The organism is Desertihabitans brevis (assembly GCF_003327535.1).
Lineage (GTDB): Bacteria > Actinomycetota > Actinomycetes > Propionibacteriales > Propionibacteriaceae > Desertihabitans > Desertihabitans brevis.
On the sequence record NZ_QOUI01000013.1, the window covers coordinates 75,999 to 94,903 of the forward strand.

The 18,905-nt window shown below is 74.5% G+C and carries 20 protein-coding genes; 17 read left to right on the forward strand and 3 right to left on the reverse strand.

All coding sequences use genetic code 11. The features are described 5' to 3' along the window. Positions 1-54 precede the first annotated feature (54 nt). The 7 genes from DT076_RS17570 to DT076_RS17600 all read left to right on the forward strand — a co-directional run bounded on the left by DT076_RS17570 (position 55) and on the right by DT076_RS17600 (position 5,786). Entirely contained in the window at positions 55-813 is a 759-nt protein-coding gene (locus tag DT076_RS17570) for a (Fe-S)-binding protein (RefSeq protein WP_114128001.1), read from the forward strand. Next, a complete protein-coding gene (locus tag DT076_RS17575; protein WP_114128002.1) occupies positions 810-2,315 on the forward strand; it encodes a LutB/LldF family L-lactate oxidation iron-sulfur protein in 1,506 nt (501 codons plus the stop codon). Before DT076_RS17570 ends, DT076_RS17575 begins: the two co-directional genes overlap by 4 nt. Then, entirely contained in the window at positions 2,312-3,004 is a 693-nt protein-coding gene (locus tag DT076_RS17580) for a LutC/YkgG family protein (RefSeq protein WP_114128003.1), read from the forward strand. The genes DT076_RS17575 and DT076_RS17580 overlap by 4 nt, the downstream gene beginning before the upstream one ends. Positions 3,005-3,051: 47 nt before the next feature. Beyond that, positions 3,052-3,843: an SDR family NAD(P)-dependent oxidoreductase gene (locus DT076_RS17585; protein ID WP_114128004.1), complete on the forward strand. Its 792-nt coding sequence runs from the start codon at positions 3,052-3,054 to the stop codon at positions 3,841-3,843. A gap of 46 nt (positions 3,844-3,889) precedes the next feature. Further along, on the forward strand, positions 3,890-4,762 hold the full coding sequence (locus DT076_RS17590) for a CPBP family intramembrane glutamic endopeptidase (RefSeq protein WP_114128005.1): 873 nt from the start codon (positions 3,890-3,892) through the stop codon (positions 4,760-4,762). 26 nt (positions 4,763-4,788) lie between these two features. Continuing rightward, complete coding sequence (locus tag DT076_RS17595; protein ID WP_199539271.1) at positions 4,789-5,523, forward strand: N-acetyltransferase; 735 nt, start codon at positions 4,789-4,791, stop codon at positions 5,521-5,523. Positions 5,524-5,588: 65 nt separating this feature from the next. Next, positions 5,589-5,786, forward strand: coding sequence for a DUF5703 family protein (locus DT076_RS17600; RefSeq protein ID WP_114128006.1), 198 nt, complete (start codon positions 5,589-5,591; stop codon positions 5,784-5,786). 131 nt (positions 5,787-5,917) lie between these two features. On the opposite strand, the gene DT076_RS17605 is transcribed toward DT076_RS17600, so the two are convergent. After that, positions 5,918-6,916 carry an aldo/keto reductase gene (locus DT076_RS17605; protein WP_114128007.1) on the reverse strand — a complete coding sequence of 333 codons (999 nt, stop codon included), beginning with the start codon at positions 6,914-6,916 and terminating at the stop codon, positions 5,918-5,920. Positions 6,917-6,967: 51 nt separating this feature from the next. Between DT076_RS17605 and DT076_RS17610 the strand changes: the two genes are divergently transcribed. Further along, positions 6,968-8,014, forward strand: coding sequence for an LLM class F420-dependent oxidoreductase (locus DT076_RS17610; RefSeq protein WP_114128008.1), 1,047 nt, complete (start codon positions 6,968-6,970; stop codon positions 8,012-8,014). On the opposite strand, the gene DT076_RS17615 is transcribed toward DT076_RS17610, so the two are convergent. Beyond that, complete coding sequence (locus tag DT076_RS17615; RefSeq protein WP_114128009.1) at positions 8,011-8,844, reverse strand: undecaprenyl-diphosphate phosphatase; 834 nt, start codon at positions 8,842-8,844, stop codon at positions 8,011-8,013. The genes DT076_RS17610 and DT076_RS17615 overlap by 4 nt on opposite strands. A gap of 171 nt (positions 8,845-9,015) precedes the next feature. Between DT076_RS17615 and DT076_RS17620 the strand changes: the two genes are divergently transcribed. The 4 genes from DT076_RS17620 (at position 9,016) to DT076_RS17635 (ending at position 13,975) form a co-directional block, all read left to right on the forward strand. Beyond that, the gene (locus DT076_RS17620) at positions 9,016-9,531 is read left to right on the forward strand and encodes a flavin reductase family protein (RefSeq protein ID WP_114128010.1); all 516 of its coding nucleotides are present in this window, start codon (positions 9,016-9,018) and stop codon (positions 9,529-9,531) included. 134 nt (positions 9,532-9,665) lie between these two features. Beyond that, positions 9,666-11,210, forward strand: coding sequence for an aldehyde dehydrogenase family protein (locus tag DT076_RS17625; protein ID WP_114128011.1), 1,545 nt, complete (start codon positions 9,666-9,668; stop codon positions 11,208-11,210). After that, entirely contained in the window at positions 11,207-12,652 is a 1,446-nt protein-coding gene (locus tag DT076_RS17630; protein ID WP_199539272.1) for an aminotransferase class III-fold pyridoxal phosphate-dependent enzyme, read from the forward strand. The genes DT076_RS17625 and DT076_RS17630 overlap by 4 nt, the downstream gene beginning before the upstream one ends. Then, the gene (locus DT076_RS17635; protein WP_114128012.1) at positions 12,653-13,975 is read left to right on the forward strand and encodes an aminotransferase family protein; all 1,323 of its coding nucleotides are present in this window, start codon (positions 12,653-12,655) and stop codon (positions 13,973-13,975) included. On the opposite strand, the gene DT076_RS17640 is transcribed toward DT076_RS17635, so the two are convergent. Beyond that, positions 13,970-14,353 (reverse strand): ester cyclase, encoded by a 384-nt coding sequence (locus tag DT076_RS17640; protein WP_158548189.1) that lies wholly within the window; start codon positions 14,351-14,353, stop codon positions 13,970-13,972. The two genes, DT076_RS17635 and DT076_RS17640, sit on opposite strands and share 6 nt — an antisense overlap. Positions 14,354-14,628: 275 nt before the next feature. Between DT076_RS17640 and DT076_RS17645 the strand changes: the two genes are divergently transcribed. The 5 genes from DT076_RS17645 to DT076_RS17665 all read left to right on the forward strand — a co-directional run bounded on the left by DT076_RS17645 (position 14,629) and on the right by DT076_RS17665 (position 18,898). Further along, a complete protein-coding gene (locus DT076_RS17645) occupies positions 14,629-15,186 on the forward strand; it encodes an ATP-binding protein (RefSeq protein WP_114128014.1) in 558 nt (185 codons plus the stop codon). A gap of 56 nt (positions 15,187-15,242) precedes the next feature. Further along, positions 15,243-15,947, forward strand: a complete 705-nt coding sequence (locus tag DT076_RS17650; protein ID WP_114128015.1) for an MSMEG_4193 family putative phosphomutase — start codon at positions 15,243-15,245, stop codon at positions 15,945-15,947. Between the two features lie 54 nt (positions 15,948-16,001). Continuing rightward, the gene (locus DT076_RS17655) at positions 16,002-16,607 is read left to right on the forward strand and encodes a DUF3090 domain-containing protein (protein WP_114128016.1); all 606 of its coding nucleotides are present in this window, start codon (positions 16,002-16,004) and stop codon (positions 16,605-16,607) included. 18 nt (positions 16,608-16,625) lie between these two features. Next, positions 16,626-17,450, forward strand: coding sequence for an SCO1664 family protein (locus DT076_RS17660; RefSeq protein WP_233494040.1), 825 nt, complete (start codon positions 16,626-16,628; stop codon positions 17,448-17,450). Positions 17,451-17,590: 140 nt separating this feature from the next. Further along, a complete protein-coding gene (locus DT076_RS17665; RefSeq protein ID WP_158548190.1) occupies positions 17,591-18,898 on the forward strand; it encodes an ABC transporter substrate-binding protein in 1,308 nt (435 codons plus the stop codon). Positions 18,899-18,905 lie beyond the last annotated feature (7 nt).

Here is an 18,905-nt window from a genome sequence, read left to right on the forward strand (position 1 = left end):
TCGCAGGCACCGCCGCCGGAGCGGGAGCACATCACGAGGAGACGACGCCAGCCGATGCGCATCGCCCTGTTCATCACCTGCCTGGGTGACGCCATGTTCCCCGACGTCGGCCGGGCGACCACCCGGCTGCTGCGCCGGCTCGGCCACGAGGTGGTCTTCGACCCCGCCCAGGTGTGCTGCGGCCAGATGCACGTCAACACCGGCTACCAGCGCGAGGCGCTGCCGATGGTGCAGCGCTTCGCCGACGTCTTCGCCGACGCCGACGCCGTGGTGGCGCCGTCCGGCTCCTGCGTCGGGTCGGTCCGCCACCAGCACGCGCTGGTCGCCGACCGCTTCGGCAGCCGCGCCCTGCAGCAGCAGACCCGCCGGGCCGCCGAGCACACCTACGAGCTGTCGGAGCTGCTGGTCGACGTGCTCGGCGTCACCGACGTCGGCGCGCACTTCCCGCACCGGGTCACCTACCACCCGACCTGCCACTCGCTGCGGATGCTGCGGGTGGGGGACAAGCCGCTGCAGCTGCTCGGTGCGGTGGACGGCCTCGACCTGGTCGAGCTGCCCGGCGCCGACCAGTGCTGCGGCTTCGGCGGCACCTTCGCGCTGAAGAACGTCGACACCTCCACCGCCATGCTCAGCGACAAGATGACGGCGGTGACGTCGACCGGGGCCGAGTACTGCACCGCCGGCGACTCCTCCTGCCTGATGCACATCGGCGGCGGACTGTCCCGCACCCGGGCCGGCACCCGCACCATCCACCTGGCCGAGATCCTCGCCTCCACCGTCGAGCAGCCCTGGACCCCGGGAGGTCACCGATGACGGTCAGCCCGACCCGCGCCGGGACGGTCGACCTCGGCATGCCGGGGCTGCCGCCGGTCGCCCCGCGCGAGGGCTTCCTGCGCGCCGACCGCCCCTTCCCCGCCGCCGCCCGCGACGCGCTGGCCGACCCGCAGCTGCGCCGCAACCTCGGCCACGCCACCCGCACCATCCGCGGCAAGCGGGCCGCGGTGGTGGGCGAGCTGCCGCACTGGGAGGAGCTGCGCGAGGCCGGGCGCCAGCTCAAGACCCACACCATGGCCTCCCTCGAGAACTACCTCGTCCAGCTCGAGCAGGCGGTGACGGCCCGCGGCGGGGTGGTGCACTGGGCCCGTGATGCCGCCGAGGCCAACCGCATCGTCACCGACCTGGTCCGCGCCGAGGGTGCGGACGAGGTGGTCAAGGTCAAGTCGATGGCCACCCAGGAGATCGGGCTGAACGAGGCCCTCGAGGCGGCCGGGATCACCGCCACCGAGACCGACCTGGCCGAGCTGATCGTCCAGCTCGGCCACGACCGTCCCTCCCACATCCTGGTGCCCGCCATCCACCGCAACCGGACCGAGATCCGCGACATCTTCCTCGCCGAGATGGGCGACGCACCGGCCGACCTCACCGACGAGCCGGCCGCCCTGGCCGCTGCCGCCCGCCAGCACCTGCGCCGCAAGTTCCTCTCGGCCAAGGTCGCGATCAGCGGGGCGAACTTCGCCGTCGCCGAGGACGGCACGCTGGCCGTGGTGGAGTCCGAGGGCAACGGGCGGATGTGCCTGACCCTGCCCGAGACCCTCATCACCGTGATGGGCATCGAGAAGGTGGTCCCGCGGGCGGAGGACCTCGAGGTGTTCCTGCAGCTGCTGCCGCGCTCCTCGACCGGGGAGCGGATGAACCCCTACACGTCGATGTGGACCGGCGTCACCCCCGGCGACGGCCCGCAGCGCTTCCACCTGGTGCTGCTCGACAACGGCCGCTCCCGGGTGCTGGCCGACGAGCACGGCCGCGACGCGCTCAACTGCATCCGCTGCAGCGCCTGCCTCAACGTCTGCCCGGTCTACGAGCGCGCCGGCGGGCACGCCTACGGCTCGGTCTACCCGGGCCCGATCGGTGCGGTGCTGTCCCCGCAGCTCACCGGGGTGGAGGACAACGCCTCGCTGCCCTACGCCTCCTCGCTGTGCGGGGCCTGCTACGACGCCTGCCCGGTGAAGATCGACATCCCGAGCATGCTCGTGCACCTGCGCGCCGAGCACGTCGAGGAGCACCGCCGGCAGAGCCGTGGCCCGGACGCGGAGTCGGTGGCCATGCGGCTGGCCTCCTGGGTGATGAGCCACCCCCGGCGGTGGGCGGTGGCCGCCCGGGCCGGTCGGCTGGGACGCCTGCTGCGCGGCCGCCGCGGCACCATCGGTGCCCTGCCCGGGCCGGTGATCGGCAGCTGGACCGGCGCCCGCGACCTGCCGGCCCCGCCGCAGCAGACCTTCCGCGACTGGTGGCGCGGCCAGCAGGAGGACGCATGAGCACCCGGGACGCGACCGCGTCCGCCGCGGCGCGGGAGGAGGTGCTGGGTCGGCTGCGGCAGGCCCACGCCGCCGCCCCGCCGGGGGACTGGCCCTACGCGCAGCTGACCCGCGACTACCGCGAGCCGGAGGAGCGGACGGCGGCCGGGCTCGACCGCTCGGCGCGGCTGGAGCTGCTGGTCGACCGGCTGGTCGACTACAAGGCCGAGGTCCGCGAGTGCGCCCCGGCCGAGGTCGCGGCCACCGTGCGGGCCCGGCTGGACGCCCGTGGCGCCCGCCGGGTCGGGGTGGCGGCCGGGCTGCCCGAGCGGGAGGCCCTGACGGCCGGGGACGGGGTCGAGTGGCTGGTCGAGTCGGCCGACGACCCGCTCCCGGTCGACGTCCTGGACGGGGTGGACGCCGTCGTCACCGGCTCCGCGGTCGCCGTGGCGCTGACCGGCACCATCGTCCTCGACGCCTCCGCCGACCAGGGCCGCCGCGCGTTCACCCTGGTGCCGGACCACCACGTCTGCGTGGTGCGCGAGGCCGACGTCGTGCACGGGGTGGGCGAGGCGCTGCGCCGGCTCGACACCACCCGGCCGCTCACCTGGGTCAGCGGGCCGAGCGCGACCAGCGACATCGAGCTGGACCGGGTCGAGGGCGTGCACGGGCCGCGGGTGCTCGACGTGGTCGTCGTCCGGGACAGCTGACCAGCCCGGGTCGGCGTGGGCCAGCCGCGCCGGGGTACCCGGCAGGCATGGACACCGCACCCCTCGCCCTCGTCACCGGCGCCTCCAGCGGGATCGGCCGCGAGCTCGCCACCGTCCTCGCCGAGAACGGCTTCGACCTCGTCGTCAACGCCGAGGACGCCGGCCTGGACGCCGCCGCCGAGCAGCTGCGCGCCACCGGAGCCGACGTCACCGCCGTCCGCGCCGACCTGCGCTCCCCGGAGGAGGTCCGCCGGCTGCACGCCGCGGTGACCGGCACCGGACGTCCGCTCGACGTGGCCGCCCTCAACGCCGGCGTCGGCCGGGGCGGCGCCTTCGTCGAGACCGACCTGGAGCAGGAGCTGGCGGTGATCGAGACCAACATCACCGCCACCGTCCACCTGGCCAAGCTGGTGCTGCGCGAGATGGTCGCCCGCGACGAGGGCCGGGTGCTCATCACCTCCTCGATCGCCTCGACCATGCCCGGCTCGTTCCAGGCCGTCTACAACGCCTCGAAGTCGTTCCTGCAGTCCTTCGCCGAGGCCCTGGTCGACGAGCTGAAGGACTCCGGCGTCACCGTCACCTCGCTGATGCCCGGGCCGACCAGCACCAACTTCTTCTCCCGGGCCGGCATGGACGACACCCCGATCGGGCAGAGCGCCAGCCAGGACGACCCGCGCCGGGTCGCCGAGCAGGGCGTCGCCGCGCTGCTGGCCGGCAAGCAGAAGGTCACCGGCGGTTCGGTGGGCACCAAGCTGCAGCAGGCCACCAGCGGACTGCTGCCCGACCGGCTCAAGGCGGCCCTGCACCGCCGGATGGCCGAGCCCATCGACCGGGACTGACCGGGCCGCCGCCCCTGCCCGGGGCGCGCAGGGCAGGATGTGCGCCATGGACGGACCCGCCGCGACCACGCCCGAGCCCGCAGACCCCCCGAGCGGGACGACCGCCACCGAGGAGCAGCCGGCTCCGCCGCCGCGGTGGAGCGTGAAGCTCGTCCCGGCCGCGCTGCTGTTGACCTCGGCGTTCTTCTTGTTCGCCTACCAGGTGTGGTGGATCGGCTACCCGCTGCTCGTCGCGGCCCTCGTGCTCGCGGTGCTGCTCGACCGCGGCCTGGCCAAGGACCTGCTGCTCATCGCGCTCGGCATCGGGATCGTCTCCTGGACCTCGGTGGAGGCCGACGTCGGCTGGTCCTCCTTCATCCGGATCGGCGCCACCCTCGCCCTGGCGGTCTCGGTGCCGCTGCTGGTCGACCGCCTGGTCTTCCGCCGGAAGGCCTACACCTTCCCCTGGCGCAGCCGGCAGAAGAAGACGAGGGGCGAGATCGCCTACCTGTTCGCGGTGCCCTTCCTCGGCTGGGCGATCCTGCCGTTCTACTTCATCCGCTCCGGCGCCTACGAGAACTGGCCGCAGATCGTCGACACCTCCGAGCTCGTGCGCTTCTTCATCGGCGTCAACGCGGTCGGCACCTGGGACGAGCTGTTCTTCATCTGCACGGTGTTCGCCCTGCTGCGCCGCCACTTCCCGATCTGGCAGGCCAACCTGCTGCAGACCGCGATCTTCGTCTCGTTCCTGTGGGAGCTCGGCTACCGCGAGTGGGGTCCGCTGCTGACCATCCCGTTCGCGCTGCTGCAGGGCTACCTGTTCTCCAAGACCCGCTCGCTGGGCTACGTGCTGATCGTGCACCTGCTCTTCGACGCCATCGTCTTCCTCGCCATCGTGCACGCCCACAACCGCGACTGGTGGCCGATCTTCCTCTACTGACCGCCCGGCGCTGGCACACTGTGCCGGTGCCCAGCCTCGCCGTCGTCTCCCTGGCCGAGCGTCCCGAGCTGACCGACGCGTTCTGGTCGGTGCCGGGGGACTGGCCGGAGTTCATGCTCCAGGACCCGGTCTCGGCCACCCGCTACGGCGACGCGGTGGACCGTCACCCCGACCTGCACCTGGTGCTGCTGGAGGACGACGAGCCGGTCGGACGCCTGCACGCGGTGCCGGTGCGCTGGCCCGGGCCCGATGCGTTGCCGGTGCGCGGCTGGGACTGGGCGCTGGAGCAGGGCGTCGACGACCCGCCGGCCGAGCTGACCGCGGTCAGCCTGATCGAGGCCCGGCTGGCCCCGCAGCACCGCTCCCGCGGGCTGAGCCGGGTGCTGCTCGCCGCCGCGCGGGAGCGCTGCGCCCGGGCCGGGGTGGTCGACCTGCTGGCGCCGGTGCGTCCGGCCGCGAAGGCCGCCGAGCCGACCACGCCGTTCGCCGAGTACGTGCACCGGCAGCGTCCCGACGGGCTGCCGGCCGACCCCTGGATCCGGGTGCACGCGCGGGCCGGCGGGGTGCTGGCCGGGGTGGCGCCGCTGTCGATGACGATCCCCGGCACGCTGGCGCAGTGGCGGGCCTGGACCGGGTTGGCCCTCGACACCGACGGCCCGCAGGTCGTCCCCGGCGCTCTGGTGCCGGTGCACGTCGACACCGCCCAGGACCACGCCGTCTACGTCGAGCCCAACGTCTGGGTGCACCACCGCCTCGGCTGAGGTGCGTCCGGTCCGCCCGGCGTGCGCTGCGGCCCGTGGCGTCGGCCTTGGGTAACCTTCCCGACATGTCGCTGACAGCCGTGGAGTACGAGGAGCGGCGGGTCCGGCTCGATCGCGACCTCTCCCGCAACGCCGTCCGCCGCCTGCTCACCGACCACGCCGAGTACGGCGGCTGGGAGCTCGCCCGGCTGCGCCGCTACCGCGACGGCACCCGTGAGGCGTGGATGCGGCGCAAGATCATCCGGATGCGCCGGGTGGCCTGAGCTCCCGGGCACTCCTGCCGGTCCGGTCAGGCGTGAGGGTGCAGCAGCACCGTGGTCCAGCCGCCCTCGCGCTGGTCGAACCGCTCGTGGGAGACGGCCCGCCGGCTGGTCCGCGGCACGTGGTCGACCGCTCAGCGGGCGGACGGACCGGGCGGGCCCGGGCCGTCGAGGTCGCGGCCCGGCAGCGGCCCGCCGCTGACGTCGTCCAGCGCGCGGGCGATCTCCTCGGGCAGGTCCAGCGGCTCGGTGCTGAGGCACGCCTTGAGCTGGGAGACCGTGCGGGCGCCGAGCAGCGGAGCGGTCACCGAGGGGGCGTCGCGCACCCACAGCAGGGCCACCTGCAGCGGGGTGAGGTCGAGGCCCTCCGCGGCCCGAGCCACCGCCTCCACCACCGCGCGCGAGCGCTGCTCCAGGTAGGGCTCGACGAACCAGGCGAAGTGCTCCGAGGCGGCTCGGGAGTCCCGCGGGGTGCCGGTGCGGTACTTGCCGGTGAGCACCCCGCGACCCAGCGGGGACCAGGGGAAGAAGCCCATCTCGAAGGCGCGGACGGCCGGCAGCACCTCGATCTCGGCGCGCCGGGCGAGCAGGGAGTACTCCACCTGGGTGCTGACCACCGGGGAGCGCCCGGGCACCGCACGCTGCCAGGTGGCGGCCTGCGCGGTCTGCCAGCCGACGTAGTTGGAGACGCCGACGTAGCCGACCCGGCCCGAGCTGACGGCCATGTCGAGGGCGGCCAGGGTCTCCTCGACCGGGGCCTCGCCCCAGGCGTGCACCTGCCACAGGTCCACGTGGTCGACGCGGAGCCGGCGCAGCGAGGCGTCCAGGTCGCGCAGCAGCGCCCGTCGGGAGGTGTCGACGACCCGTTCGCCGTCGCGGACGCCGAACCCTGCCTTGGTGGCGAGCACCAGGTCGTCGCGGTCCACCACCCGGCCGAGCATGTCGCCGATCATCGTCTCGGCGTCGCCGTTGCCGTAGGCGCCGGCGGTGTCGACCAGTGAGCCGCCGGCCTCGACGAAGGTGGTGAGCAGCTGCTCGGCCGTCGCCGCGGAAACGTCGCGGCCCCAGGTCAGGGTGCCCAGCCCGAGCCGGGACACCCGGAGGCCGGAGGCCCCTACCGATCGTTGCCGCATGGGCCCGCACCCTAACGGGGCCGGACGACTGGACGCGTTAGGTTGGCCGTCATGCGGCTGGGACTGAACCTGGGATACCTGGTGGCCGGCGACGACCCGGCCGGCCAGCTGCGGCTGACCCGCCACGCCGAGGAGCTCGGGTTCGCCGTGGTGTGGGCCGCGGAGGCCTACGGCTCGGACTCGCCCACGGTGCTGGCCTGGCTGGCCGGGCAGACCTCGCGGATCGAGCTCGGGTCGGCGGTGATGCAGATCCCGGGCCGCACCCCGGCGATGACGGCGATGACCGCCGCCAGCCTGGACGTCCTCAGCGGCGGCCGGTTCCGGCTCGGGCTCGGGGTGTCGGGCCCTCAGGTCTCCGAGGGCTGGCACGGGGTGCGGTTCGCCGCCCCGCTGGAACGCACCCGGGAGTACCTGGACGTGGTCGGCGCGGCGCTGCGCGGGGATACGGTGCGCTACGACGGGCGCCACCACCGCCTGCCGCTGCCCGACGGGCCGGGCAAGGCGCTGCGGCTGACCGTCCGGCCCACCCGGCCGGTACCGGTCTACCTGGCCGCGGTCGGCCCGCGGAACCTGCGGCTGGCCGGGGAGCGCGCCGACGGCTGGCTGGCCGTCTTCTACTCGGCCGACCACGCCGGGGAGCAGCTTGCCGCGATCGCCGCCGGCCGGGCGGAGCGGGGGCTCGGCCTGGAGGGGTTCGACGTGGTGCCGACCGTGCCGCTCGTGGTCGGCCCCGACGTCGCCGCCTGCGCCGACCCGGTGCGGGCGCACGCCGCCCTGTACGTCGGCGGCATGGGCAGCCGGGAGCAGAACTTCTACAACGCGCTCGCGGCGCGGATGGGGTACGCCGAGGAGGCGAGGCGGGTGCAGGAGCTGTTCCTGGACCGTCGCCACCGCGAGGCCGCCGCGGCCGTGCCGACCGAGTTCATCGACCGCACCTCGCTGCTCGGCGACCGACCCCGGCTCACCGCCCGGCTGCGCGAGCTGCGCGACAGCGGCGTCACCACCTGCACGGTGACGCCGTTCGCGGGCTCGGTGGAGGCCAAGTGCGAGGCGCTCACCGAGCTGGCCGCCGCGCACGCCGACCTCGGGCCGGCCTAGCCCGTCGGCAGCGGCTCCAGGACGCCGGTGAGCAGCAGCACCGCCACTCCCGCCGCCAGTGCGATCCGGTAGATGACGAACGGCAGGAAGGTGTGGGTGCTGATGAAGCGCAGCAGCCACGCGATCACCGCGAACCCGACGACGAACGACACCACGGTGGCCAGCACGATCGGCCCCCAGGCCGGCGGCACGGGGTCGGTGCCGATGTCGGTGAGCTTGTAGAAGCCGGAGCCCAGCACCGCCGGGATCGCCAGCAGGAACGAGTACCGTGCCGCGGCCTCACGCGTGTAGCCCAGCGCCAGCCCGGCGGCGATGGTGGCGCCGGAGCGCGACACGCCCGGCACCAGCGCCAGCGACTGCGCGAGACCCATCAGCACGCCGTCGCGCCAGCTGATCGACTCCAGCGGCTTGACGTTGCGGGCCAGCCGGTCGGCGATCCCGATCACCACGCCGAACCCGGCCAGCATGGCGACGGTGATCCACAGGTTGCGCAGCGCGGAGTCGATGGCGTCCTGGAAGAGCAGGCCGAGCACCACGATCGGCACCGAGCCGATGATCACCAGCCAGCCCATCCGGACGTCCGGGTCGTCCTTGGGCACCCGCCCGGCCAGCGAGCCGAACCAGCGGCTGATGATCCGGGCGATGTCGCGGGCGAAGTAGACGACCACGGCGGCCTCGGTGCCGAGCTGGGTGATCGCGGTGAACGCCGAGCCGGGGTCCTCACCGCCGATCAGCTGCCCGACGATCGACTGGTGGGCGCTGGAGGAGATCGGCAGGAACTCCGTCAGTCCCTGCACGATCCCCAGGATCAGGGCGTCCCACCACGACATCGCACATCCCTCGCTGCTCGTCCGGAGCCCCGCTGGTCGCGGGCCGGCGCCCACAGTAGGGGCAGCAGACGTCCCAGCGCGCCCGGCACGCGCGGTCTCGGCCCGCGGTGCCACCCCGCCTGCCCGCGACCGCTACTCCGGTCGGACGGGCCGGACGGCAGACTGTCCGGTGTGACGATCCACAGCGAGCACCCGTTCGCCACCCCGGAGGAGGAGCGCGACCCGCTGCGCCGGCTCCGGGGCCGGCTGCCGCAGCCGGTCACCGTCTGGACCACCGGCCGGGGTCCCGCCCGGGAGGGCTGGACGCTGAGCTCGGTGCTGGTCGCCGACGGCGACCCGGCCGAGGTGGTCGGGCTGCTCGACCCCGACAGCGACCTGGCCGCCGTGCTGGAGCCCGGGACGTCGCTGGTGGTCAACCTGCTGGCCGTCGGCCAGGGTGGGGTCGCCGACGCCTTCGCCCGGGTGGCGCCGTCGCCGGGCGGGCCGTTCCGCACCGGGGTGTGGCACGACGGCGAGGCCGGGCCGCGGCTCGACGGAGCGGCGGGGTGGCTGGAGGCGGTGGTGCGGACCGAGCCGGTGCCCGGCGTGGGGTGGGCGCTGCTGGTGCGCGCGGAGGTGCGGCGGGCCGAGGTCGGTCCGGGGACGGCGGGGCTGGTGCACCACCGCGGCCGCTACCACGTGCTGTGACCCGCGTCCGACCCCTCCCGGCGAACCTTCAGACGGGATAGAGTTCGGCACAGGAGCCCGGTTGCGAGATCTTTCGTCGCAGGACGGCTCGCTGACCGTTGATCTTTGCTCACCGCCGAGGGAAGGGGACGCCCGTGGCCGCCCGCATCACCTACGCCACGCTCACCGCCGACAACGAGGAGCTGCACACCGCCTACGAGGACGGCGTCCGCCGCGCCCGGGCCCGGCTGGGTGAGGAGGTCGCGGTAGCGGAGGACCCCGAGCCCGGAGAGCCCGTGGAGGTGCGCAGCCCCGCCGACCCGGCGGTCGTGGTCTGCACCGTGCGCCCGGCGTCGCCCCGGGCCGTGCAGGCGGCGGTGGCCGCGGCGAAGCAGGCCTACCCCGGCTGGGCGGCGACCCCCTGGCAGGAGCGGATCGCGCTGCTGCGCCGATGCGCCGACGTCATCAGCGACCGCGCCGACGAGCTGGCCGCGCTGATGACGATCGAGGTCGGCAAGAACCGGCTGGAGGCGCTCGGCGACGTCGAGGAGGCCGCGGTCTTCTTCCGCTACTACAGCGACCTGATGGAGGCCGCCGACGGCTACAGCCGGCCGATGGACAGCTTGTCCGACACCGAGCGGACCCGCAGCGTGCTGCGTCCGCACGGGGTGTGGGGTGTGATCAGCCCGTTCAACTTCCCGATGGCGCTGGCCGCCGGTCCCACCGCGGCCGCCCTGGTGGCCGGGAACACCGTGGTGGTGAAACCGAGCCTCCAGGGCACCGCCACCGCGTGGCGGCTGTTCGAGGTGCTGCGCGACGAGCTGCCCGCCGGGGTGGTGCGGCTGGTCCCCGGCGGGGACGAGCAGGGCCGGGCCCTGGTCGGCTCGCCCGACGTGGCCGGGCTGACCTTCACCGGCTCCTACGAGGTGGGGATGCAGGTGCTGGGGGCGGCGAGCACGCCGTGGCCGCGTCCGGTGATCGCCGAGATGGGCGGCAAGAACCCGGCCGTGGTCACCGCCTCGGCCGACCTCGACGCGGCGGCCCAGGGGGTGGCGCGCTCCGCGTTCGGGTTCGGCGGGCAGAAGTGCTCGGCCTGCTCGCGGGTCTACGTCGACCGCGCGGTGCACGACGACTTCGTGGCGCGGCTGGTGGCCCGGGCCGGCGACGTGGTGGTGGGCGACCCGCTGGAGCGCGACACCTTCCTGGGCCCGGTGGTCGACGCGGCCGCGGTGGACCGCTTCCGCGAGGCCGTCGCCGCCGCCCGCGAGCGCGGTCGCGTCGTCGCCGGTGGGGACGTCCTCACCGGCGAGCGGCTGCCCGGGCACTACGTCGCGCCGACCGTCGTCACCGACCTCGACCCGTCCGACCCGCTGCTGTCCACCGAGCTGTTCCTGCCCTTCGTCGCGGCGGTGCCGGTGGACGGGCTGGAGCAGGCGGTGGCCCACGCCAACGACACCGTGTTCGGGCTGACGGCCGGGCTGTTCTCGGGCGAGGGGGAGGAGATCCAGCGCTTCCTCGACACCATCGAGGCCGGGGTGGTGTACGTGAACCGGCCGGCCGGTGCGACCACCGGCGCCTGGCCCGGGATCCAGCCGTTCGGCGGCTGGAAGGGGTCCGGCTCCTCGGGCAAGGCCGGCGGTGGCGTGTACTACCTCCTGCAGTTCATGCGCGAGCAGTCCCAGACGGTGGTGCAGCGGTGACGACGACCGACGCCCCGACCCGCAGCTCCGACCCGTCCACCGACATCCCGACAGGAGAGCCGATGACCCCCTTCGACGGACGTCCCGTCCCCGACCTGCGGACCGAGCTGCCCGGCCCGCGCACCGGAGAGGTGGTCCAGCGCGACCACGCGGTGACCAGCCCGTCCCTGCCGCGGGCCTACCCGTTCGCGCCGCTGCGGGGGTCGGGCAGCGTGCTGGAGGACGTCGACGGCAACCTCTTCCTCGACTTCAACGCCGGGATCGCCGTCAACGCCACCGGCCACGCCCACCCGCGGGTCGTGGAGGCGGTGCAGCAGCAGGCCGGGGAGCTGCTGCACTACTCGGCCAGCGACTTCTTCCTGCCGATCTACTCCGAGACCGCCGAGGCGCTGGCGCGGGTCGCGCCGATCAGCGGCCCCACCCGGGTGTTCCTCACCAACTCCGGCGCGGAGGCGGTCGAGGGGGCGCTCAAGCTGGTGCGCCACGCCACCGGCCGCTCGGAGGTGATCAGCTTCTACGGCGCCTTCCACGGACGCACCTACGGCGCGCTCAGCCTGACCTCGTCCAAGGCGAAGTACCACGCCGGGTTCGGGCCGCTGCTGCCCGGCGTGCACCACGTGCCCTACGCCGACCCGGCCAAGGTCGCCGCCGGCGAGCCCGACACCGCCACCTTCGACGCGCTCGAGCGGCTGTTCCGCCACGACGTCGACCCGCGCGAGGTCGCCGCGGTGTTCGTCGAGCCGATCCAGGGCGAGGGCGGCTACATCGTGCCCGCCGAGGGTTGGCTGCGCCGGCTGCGCGAGGTGTGCGACGAGCACGGGATCCTGCTGGTGGCCGACGAGGTGCAGTGCGGGATGGGTCGCACCGGACGCATGTGGGCGATCGAGCACACCGGGGTCGAGCCCGACGTGCTGATCAGCGCCAAGGGGCTGGCCTCCGGGCTCCCGCTCGGGGCGTTCGTGGCCCGGGCCGAGCTGATGGAGAGCTGGGGCACCGGCACCCACGGCTCGACCTACGGCGGCAGCCCGGTGCCGTGCGCGGCGGCGCTGGCCACCCTGGCGGTGATCGAGGAGGAGGGCCTGCTCGAGCACGTCGCCACGGTCGGGGAGCGGGTGCTCGAGGGGCTCCGCGAGATCGCCGAGCGGTACCCGGACGTGGTGGTCGACGTGCGCGGGGTCGGGCTGATGATCGGGGTGCAGCTGTGCAGCGGACCGGTGGCGGCGATGGTGCAGCAGGCCTGCTTCCAGCGCGGGCTGCTGGTGCTGGAGGCCGGTGAGGACGTGGTCCGGATGTCGCCGCCGCTGGTCGTCACCGCCGAGCAGGTGGAGACCGCGCTGCGGATCGTCGGCGAGGCGGTCGGCGAGGTGGCGGACACCGTCGGCCCCGACCTGCCCTCCGGAGGTCCGGGACGTCCGGCGACCGCGGCCGGGGGAGGCCGGTAGGTGGCCGGCGCCCACCTGCTCGCCCGCGGTGAGGGTCTGCCGCGGGTGGACTCCGCCGAGGGCGTGCACGTGGTGGGCACCGACGGCCGGCGCTACCTCGACGCCGCCGGCGGGGCGGTGGTGGTGGGGGTGGGGCACGGCCGCACCGCGGTGGTGGAGGCCGCCGCCGAGCAGGCGCGCCGCGTGGCCTACGTCCACGGTACGGCCTTCTGCGCCGACGTGCTGGACGAGTACGCCGACGCGCTCGCCGCGCGGCTGCCGGTGGCCGACGCCCGCGTCTACCCGGTCTCGGGCGGCAGCGAGGCGGTGGAGACGGCGCTCAAGATGGCCCGGGCCCACCACCTGGCCCGCGGTGAGGACCGGTCCGTGGTGGTCGGGCGGCGGCACTCCTACCACGGCAGCACCCGCGGAGCCCTCGACGTGTCCGGACGGGTCGGGCTGCGCGCGCCGTACGAGCCGTGGCTGTCGCACGCGGTGCACACCAGCACCCCGCAGGAGTACCGCTGTCCGAACCCCGACCACCCGGTGCGGTGCGGCCGGTGGCACGCGCACCACCTGGAGCGCACGCTCGCCGAGGTCGGCCCGGAGCGGGTGGCCGCCTTCGTCGCCGAGCCGGTCGCCGGCGCGGGTCTGGCGGCCTGCGTGCCGCCGGGAGACTACTGGCCGGCGGTGGTGGAGGTGTGCCGGCGGCACGGGGTGCTGGTGGTGGCCGACGAGGTGATGACCGGGTTCGGCCGGACGGGACGGTGGTTCGCCAGCGAGCACTATGGCCTCCAGCCGGACCTGCTGACCGCCGGCAAGGGGGCGGCGTCGGGCTACTGGCCGCTCGGGCTGGCGGTGGCGAGCGGGGAGGTGGCCGAGACCCTGCGCGAGGGCGGGTTCGTGCACGGGTTCACCTACTCCCACCACCTGGTCGGGGCGGCGACCGGGCTGGCGGTGCTGCGCTGCCTGGAGGAGGACGGCCTGGTCGCGGCGGCGCAGGTGCGGGGGCGCCAGCTGCGGACGGCGCTGGAGGGCGAGCTGGCCGACTCCCCGCTGGTGGGGGACGTCCGCGGCGCCGGTCTGCTGGTCGGGGTCGAGCTGGTCGCGGACCGGGCGAGCCGTCGTCCGTTCCCACGGTCGGAGCGGCTGACCGAGCGGCTGGTGGCGACCGCGAAGGAGCTCGGCCTGCTGCTCTACCCGGCGGCCGGCTGCGCCGACGGGACCTCCGGTGACGCCGTGCTGCTCGGGCCGCCGCTGGTGATCAGCGCGTCCGAGGTCGACGAGCTGGTCACCCTGCTGAGCCGGGCGCTTCGGGCGCTCACGCCCGGGACGGCGTCATGACCGCAGCCGGGCGTTGTCGACGGCGCCCTCCACCTCGACGATGAGGCCGTCGAGGAAGCGGTACAGGTCGAGCTCGTCGGTCTCCACCCGCGAGCCGTCCCCCGGCGCGCCGAGGAACTCGGCCATCCGGGTGCCGGTGCCGCGCAGCCGGACCGCCAGCCACTCGCCCTCGACCACGGTGCGCTGCAGCTCCCAGGTGTAGTCGGGGAACACGGTCACCGTCCGCACCACGTCGGCGATGTACTGCTCGCGGGTTCGCACGACACCGTTGACCCGGATGGTGTCGGCCACGTGGGTGCCGAGCGCGACCCAGTCCCGCCGGTTGCAGGCGGCGAGGTAGCGGCGGTAGCGGTCGACGACGTCGTCACGTTCACTCACGCTCCCATCGTCGTCCGCCCTGGCTGGTCCGGTCGACCGTGTGGGCGGTGACGGTCGACGCCGGCCGGGGTATCGCCTTGACCGTCGAACTGTGTTCGACGCCAGGGCGCGGCTCTGACAGCACGGGTGGTGCCAGCGGGATCTGCCCGTCGCGGCCCCTTGTGCCCAGGCGCGGTCGCCGAGCAACCGCCAGCCCGCCGGCACAGCACGGTCGGGGAGAAGGGGTACCGGCTGCCGCTCGCGTCGTCGCGGTGGGTGGTCGCTAGCCTCACCCCGTGGCCCGCCTCATCCTGCTCAACGGCGTCCCGGGCGCGGGCAAGTCGACGCTGGCCCGCCGCTACGCCGGCGAGCACCCGCTCACCCTGGTGCTCGACGTCGACCTGGTCCGCGCCCTGCTCGGAGCCTGGCAGGACCACCCGGCCGACGCCGGACGCCTGGCCCGCCGGATCGCCCTGGCGATGAGCGCGGTCGCCCTGGAGCAGGGCCACGACGTGGTCGTGCCGCAGTACCTCGGCCGGCTCCCGTTCGTCGAGCAGCTGGCCGAGCTCGCGGGAGAGGCCGGGGTGCCGTTCGTCGAGACGGTGCTGCGCACCCCGCTGCCGGTCGCCGTGGCCCGCTTCACCGAACGGGCCGGGACGGGCCGCGACGCCGCCGAGGTCGCCGCACCGGTCGACGACCCGGCCGCGCTCGTCGCCGAGGCCGACGCCGCGATCCGGGCGGTGGTCGCCGCCCGCCCGGCCACGGTGGTGCTGGAGGACGTGGACGCCGACCCCGAGGTCGGCTACCGCCAGCTCCTCACCGCCGTCGCCGCCGCCCGGACGTCCGCCGCCTGACCGCCCGACCACCTCACCCGGACGCCCGACCCCGGCCCGCACGTAGGCTCGCGGCCATGACGACGCTGCTCCTGGTCCGCCACGGCCGCACCACCGCCAACCGCACCGGCGTGCTGGCCGGCCGGACCCCGGGGGTCGACCTGGACGAGGTCGGCGTCCAGCAGGCGCAGGCCGCCGCGCAGCGGATCGCCGGTCTGCCGCTGGCCCAGGTGGTCACCTCCCCGCTGCGCCGCTGCAAGCACACCAGCCAGCTCCTCACCGAGGGCCGCGACCAGCCCGTCGAGGTGGTCACCGACGCCCGGATCACCGAGTGCGGCTACGGCGCCTGGTCCGGGCGTCCGCTCAAGGAGCTGGCCAAGGAGAAGCTGTGGGCCACCGTGCAGCAGACCCCGTCCGCGGTCCGCTTCCCCGACGGGGAGGCGATGACCGAGATGTCGGCCCGGGCCGTCGGCTGTGTGCGCGAGCGCGACGCCGCGCTGGCCGCCAGCGTCGGCGACGAGGCGGTCTGGGTGGCGGTCAGCCACGGCGACGTCATCAAGGCGATCCTGGCCGACGCCCTCGGCATGCACCTGGACGCCTTCCAGCGGATCGTGGTCGACCCGGCCTCCATCTCGGTGGTCCGCTACAGCGCCGGACGGCCGTTCGTCGTCTCCACCAACACCACCTCCGGCGACCTGTCGGGTCTGCAGCCGCCGCGGCGCAAGGGCCGCCGCAAGCCCGCCGACGCCGCGGTCGGCGGCGGCCTGGGCAGCCAGGAGTGACCAGCGCCCAGCACGACCGCCTCGCCTCCTCACCGACGACGTAGGCTGCTCGGTATGGCGATCGTCGTGCACCGTTACGAGGCCCCGGACCGCTTCGTCGCCGGCACCGTGGGCTCCCCGGGGGAACGCACCTTCTTCCTGCAGGCCCGTGAGGGCAACCGGATCACCAGCGTGGCGTGCGAGAAGCAGCAGGTCTCCGTGCTGGCCGAGCACCTGGAGCGGGTGCTGGAGGAGGTCGTCCGGCGCACCGGCGGACGGGTCGAGGTGCCGCCGCCGCGCGACGTCCCGGACGACAACCAGCCGCTGGACGCCCCGATCACCGAGGAGTTCCGGGTCGGCACGATGACCATCGCCTGGGACGCCGACGACGACAAGATCGTCATCGAGATGTTCTCCAGCACCGACGCCGAGGTGTCGGGTCTCGACCTCACCGAGGCCGACCCCGAGGTCGAGGCGGAGATGGTGCAGGCGGTGGAGGAGGAGCGCGCCGAGGAGGTCTTCGTGGTGCGGATCACCCCGCGCACCGCCCGCGACTTCGTGGCCCGCGCCAACGCCGTGGTCTCGGCCGGACGTCCCAGCTGCCCCTTCTGCCTGCAGCCCATGGACGCCGAGGGCCACGTCTGCCCGCGCGCCAACGGCTACCGGCGACCGCTGTTCTGAGCGGCAGGTCCGGACGAGTTGAGCGAGGAGACCGGGGAGCTGTCGGAGCTGCTGGACGGCCTCAGCGAGGTCGACCCCCTCACCGTCGACCTGGGTTCGGGTGAGCTCGAGCTGATCGGCCGGCTGCCCACGGCCTCCAACGGCACGTTCCTGTCCCGGCTGGAGCGCGGCGACGAGCGGGTGCTGTGCGTCTACAAGCCGACGGCGGGGGAGCGTCCGCTGTGGGACTTCCCCGACCGCACCCTCGGCCTGCGCGAGGTGGCCGCCCACGAGCTCTCGCGGGTCGCCGGCTTCGACGTGGTGCCGCGCACGGTGCTGGTCGAGGGCCCGCTCGGCCCGGGCTCGCTGCAGGCCTGGGTGCGCGACGACGAGGCCGATGACGAGGTCGTCGACCTGGTGCCGCTGGAGCAGGCCGAGCGGCCCGGCTGGTTCGCCGTGCTGGAGGGTCTGGGGGCCCGCGGCGAGGAGGTCGTCGTGGTGCACGCCGACGACCCGCGGCTGCGGCGGCTGGCCCTGTTCGACGCGGTGGCCAACAACGCCGACCGCAAGGGCGGCCACATCCTCACCCGGCACGGCCACCTCTTCGGCGTCGACCACGGGCTGACCTTCCACCCCGCTCCGAAGCTGCGCACCCTGCTGTGGGGCTGGGCCGAGGAGGAGCTCACCGAGGAGGAGCGCGCCCTGGTGGGTCGGGTCGTCACCGACGGCTGCGAGGCCCTGGCCGAGCTGCTCACCGAGCCCGAGCTCGTCTCGCTGGAGCTGCGCTGCACCGAGCTGCTGCGCAGCGGTCGCTTCCCCGCCCCCGACCCGGGCTCCCACACCGTGCCCTGGCCGCCGTTCTGACGGCCGCCCGCTGAGCCGGCCGACCCGCCGTCCGGCGGTACCGGTCCCCGATGGGCCGCACTGGCTATGCTCGCCGGGACGGGGAGGCGCATGCCTCCCCTTCGTCCGCCGATCAGAGCCGCCCGGTGGGAGGGCCCCGCATGACCGTTCCGCATCCCCGTCCGACCCGTCGCCCCGTGCGCCGCGCGCTGCTCGCCGCGGTCGCCGCCCTGGGGCTCCTCGTCCCGGCCGCCTGCTCCGGCGGCGGTGAGCCGGAGGGGCCGGTGACCCTGCGGGTGTCCACCTGGGGCAACGACTCCCGGCTGAAGCTCACCGAGCAGGCCGTGGACGCCTTCGAAGCCGCCAACCCCGACGTCACGGTGGTCGTGGAGAACAGCGAGTGGGGTTCCTACTGGGACAAGCTCGCCACCCAGACCGCCGGCAACAACTCTCCCGACGTGATCCAGATGGACGAGGCCTACATCGCCGCCTACGGCTCGCGGGGGGCGTTGCTCGACCTCGGTGAGGTCTCCGAGCAGCTCGACCTCTCGGCCATGGACCCCACCGTCCGCGACACCGGCCTGGTCGAGGACGAGCTGGTCGGCGCGCCGATCGGGGTGGGCAACTTCTCCGTCGCGGTCAACCCCGAGGTGCTGGAGCGGGCCGGCGTGGAGATGCCCGACGACACCGCCTGGACCTGGCAGGACCTCGCCGACATCTCCGCCACCGTCAGCGAGGAGCTGGGCTCGGAGGGCGTCTACGGGCTGGACGGCTTCGGCTCCGGCGCCGCCGAGCTCGGGGCCTGGGCCCGCCAGCACGGCGAGGAGGTGTGGCCGACCACCGGCCCCGGGGTCAGCGAGGCCACCGTCCGCAGCTTCTTCGACTACTCCACCGGTCTGGTCGAGAGCGGGGCCACCCCTCCGGCGGAGGTGCAGGTGGAGAACGCCAACCTGCCGCTGGACGCGTCCATGTTCGCCACCAACCGGGCCGCCTTCCACCTGCTCTTCCACACCCAGATCTCGGCGTTCGGCGCCGCCAGCGGCACCCAGCTGGAGCTGCTCCGGCTGCCCGCCCAGGCTCCGGGGGAGTCCCCGCGGATGGTCAACAAGGCCTCCATGTACTGGTCGATCGCCTCGCGCTCGGAGCACCCCGAGGCCGCTGCCCGGCTGATCGACTTCCTGCTCACCGACCCCGCCGCCACCACGGTGCTGACCACCGAGCGCGGCATCCCGGCGATCCCCGAGGTGCAGGAGGAGATCTCCTCGCTGCTCGACCCGCAGGCCCAGGTCAGCCTCGACTTCACCCAGGCGATCACCCCCGAGCTGGTGCCACCACCGCAGGTCACCCCCGCCACCGCGTCCGGGTTCAGCGACGAGTTCAACCTGATCGGCACCGACGTGCTGTTCGGCCGGGCCACCCCCGCCGACGGCACCGCGCGCGTGCTGAGCGCGGTCCAGAGCATGGCGTGAACCCGGG

What these genes read in the sequence shown, in the direction of transcription:
- DT076_RS17570 (WP_114128001.1), top strand. Translation starts at nt 55, where the DNA reads ATGCGCATCGCCCTGTTCATCACCTGCCTGGGTGACGCCATGTTCCCC.
- DT076_RS17575 (WP_114128002.1), top strand. Translation starts at nt 810, where the DNA reads ATGACGGTCAGCCCGACCCGCGCCGGGACGGTCGACCTCGGCATGCCG.
- DT076_RS17580 (WP_114128003.1), top strand. Translation starts at nt 2,312, where the DNA reads ATGAGCACCCGGGACGCGACCGCGTCCGCCGCGGCGCGGGAGGAGGTG.
- DT076_RS17585 (WP_114128004.1), top strand. Translation starts at nt 3,052, where the DNA reads ATGGACACCGCACCCCTCGCCCTCGTCACCGGCGCCTCCAGCGGGATC.
- DT076_RS17590 (WP_114128005.1), top strand. Translation starts at nt 3,890, where the DNA reads ATGGACGGACCCGCCGCGACCACGCCCGAGCCCGCAGACCCCCCGAGC.
- DT076_RS17600 (WP_114128006.1), top strand. Translation starts at nt 5,589, where the DNA reads ATGTCGCTGACAGCCGTGGAGTACGAGGAGCGGCGGGTCCGGCTCGAT.
- DT076_RS17605 (WP_114128007.1), bottom strand. Translation starts at nt 6,916, where the DNA reads ATGCGGCAACGATCGGTAGGGGCCTCCGGCCTCCGGGTGTCCCGGCTC.
- DT076_RS17610 (WP_114128008.1), top strand. Translation starts at nt 6,968, where the DNA reads ATGCGGCTGGGACTGAACCTGGGATACCTGGTGGCCGGCGACGACCCG.
- DT076_RS17615 (WP_114128009.1), bottom strand. Translation starts at nt 8,844, where the DNA reads ATGTCGTGGTGGGACGCCCTGATCCTGGGGATCGTGCAGGGACTGACG.
- DT076_RS17650 (WP_114128015.1), top strand. Translation starts at nt 15,243, where the DNA reads ATGACGACGCTGCTCCTGGTCCGCCACGGCCGCACCACCGCCAACCGC.
- DT076_RS17655 (WP_114128016.1), top strand. Translation starts at nt 16,002, where the DNA reads ATGGCGATCGTCGTGCACCGTTACGAGGCCCCGGACCGCTTCGTCGCC.
- DT076_RS17665 (WP_158548190.1), top strand. Translation starts at nt 17,591, where the DNA reads ATGACCGTTCCGCATCCCCGTCCGACCCGTCGCCCCGTGCGCCGCGCG.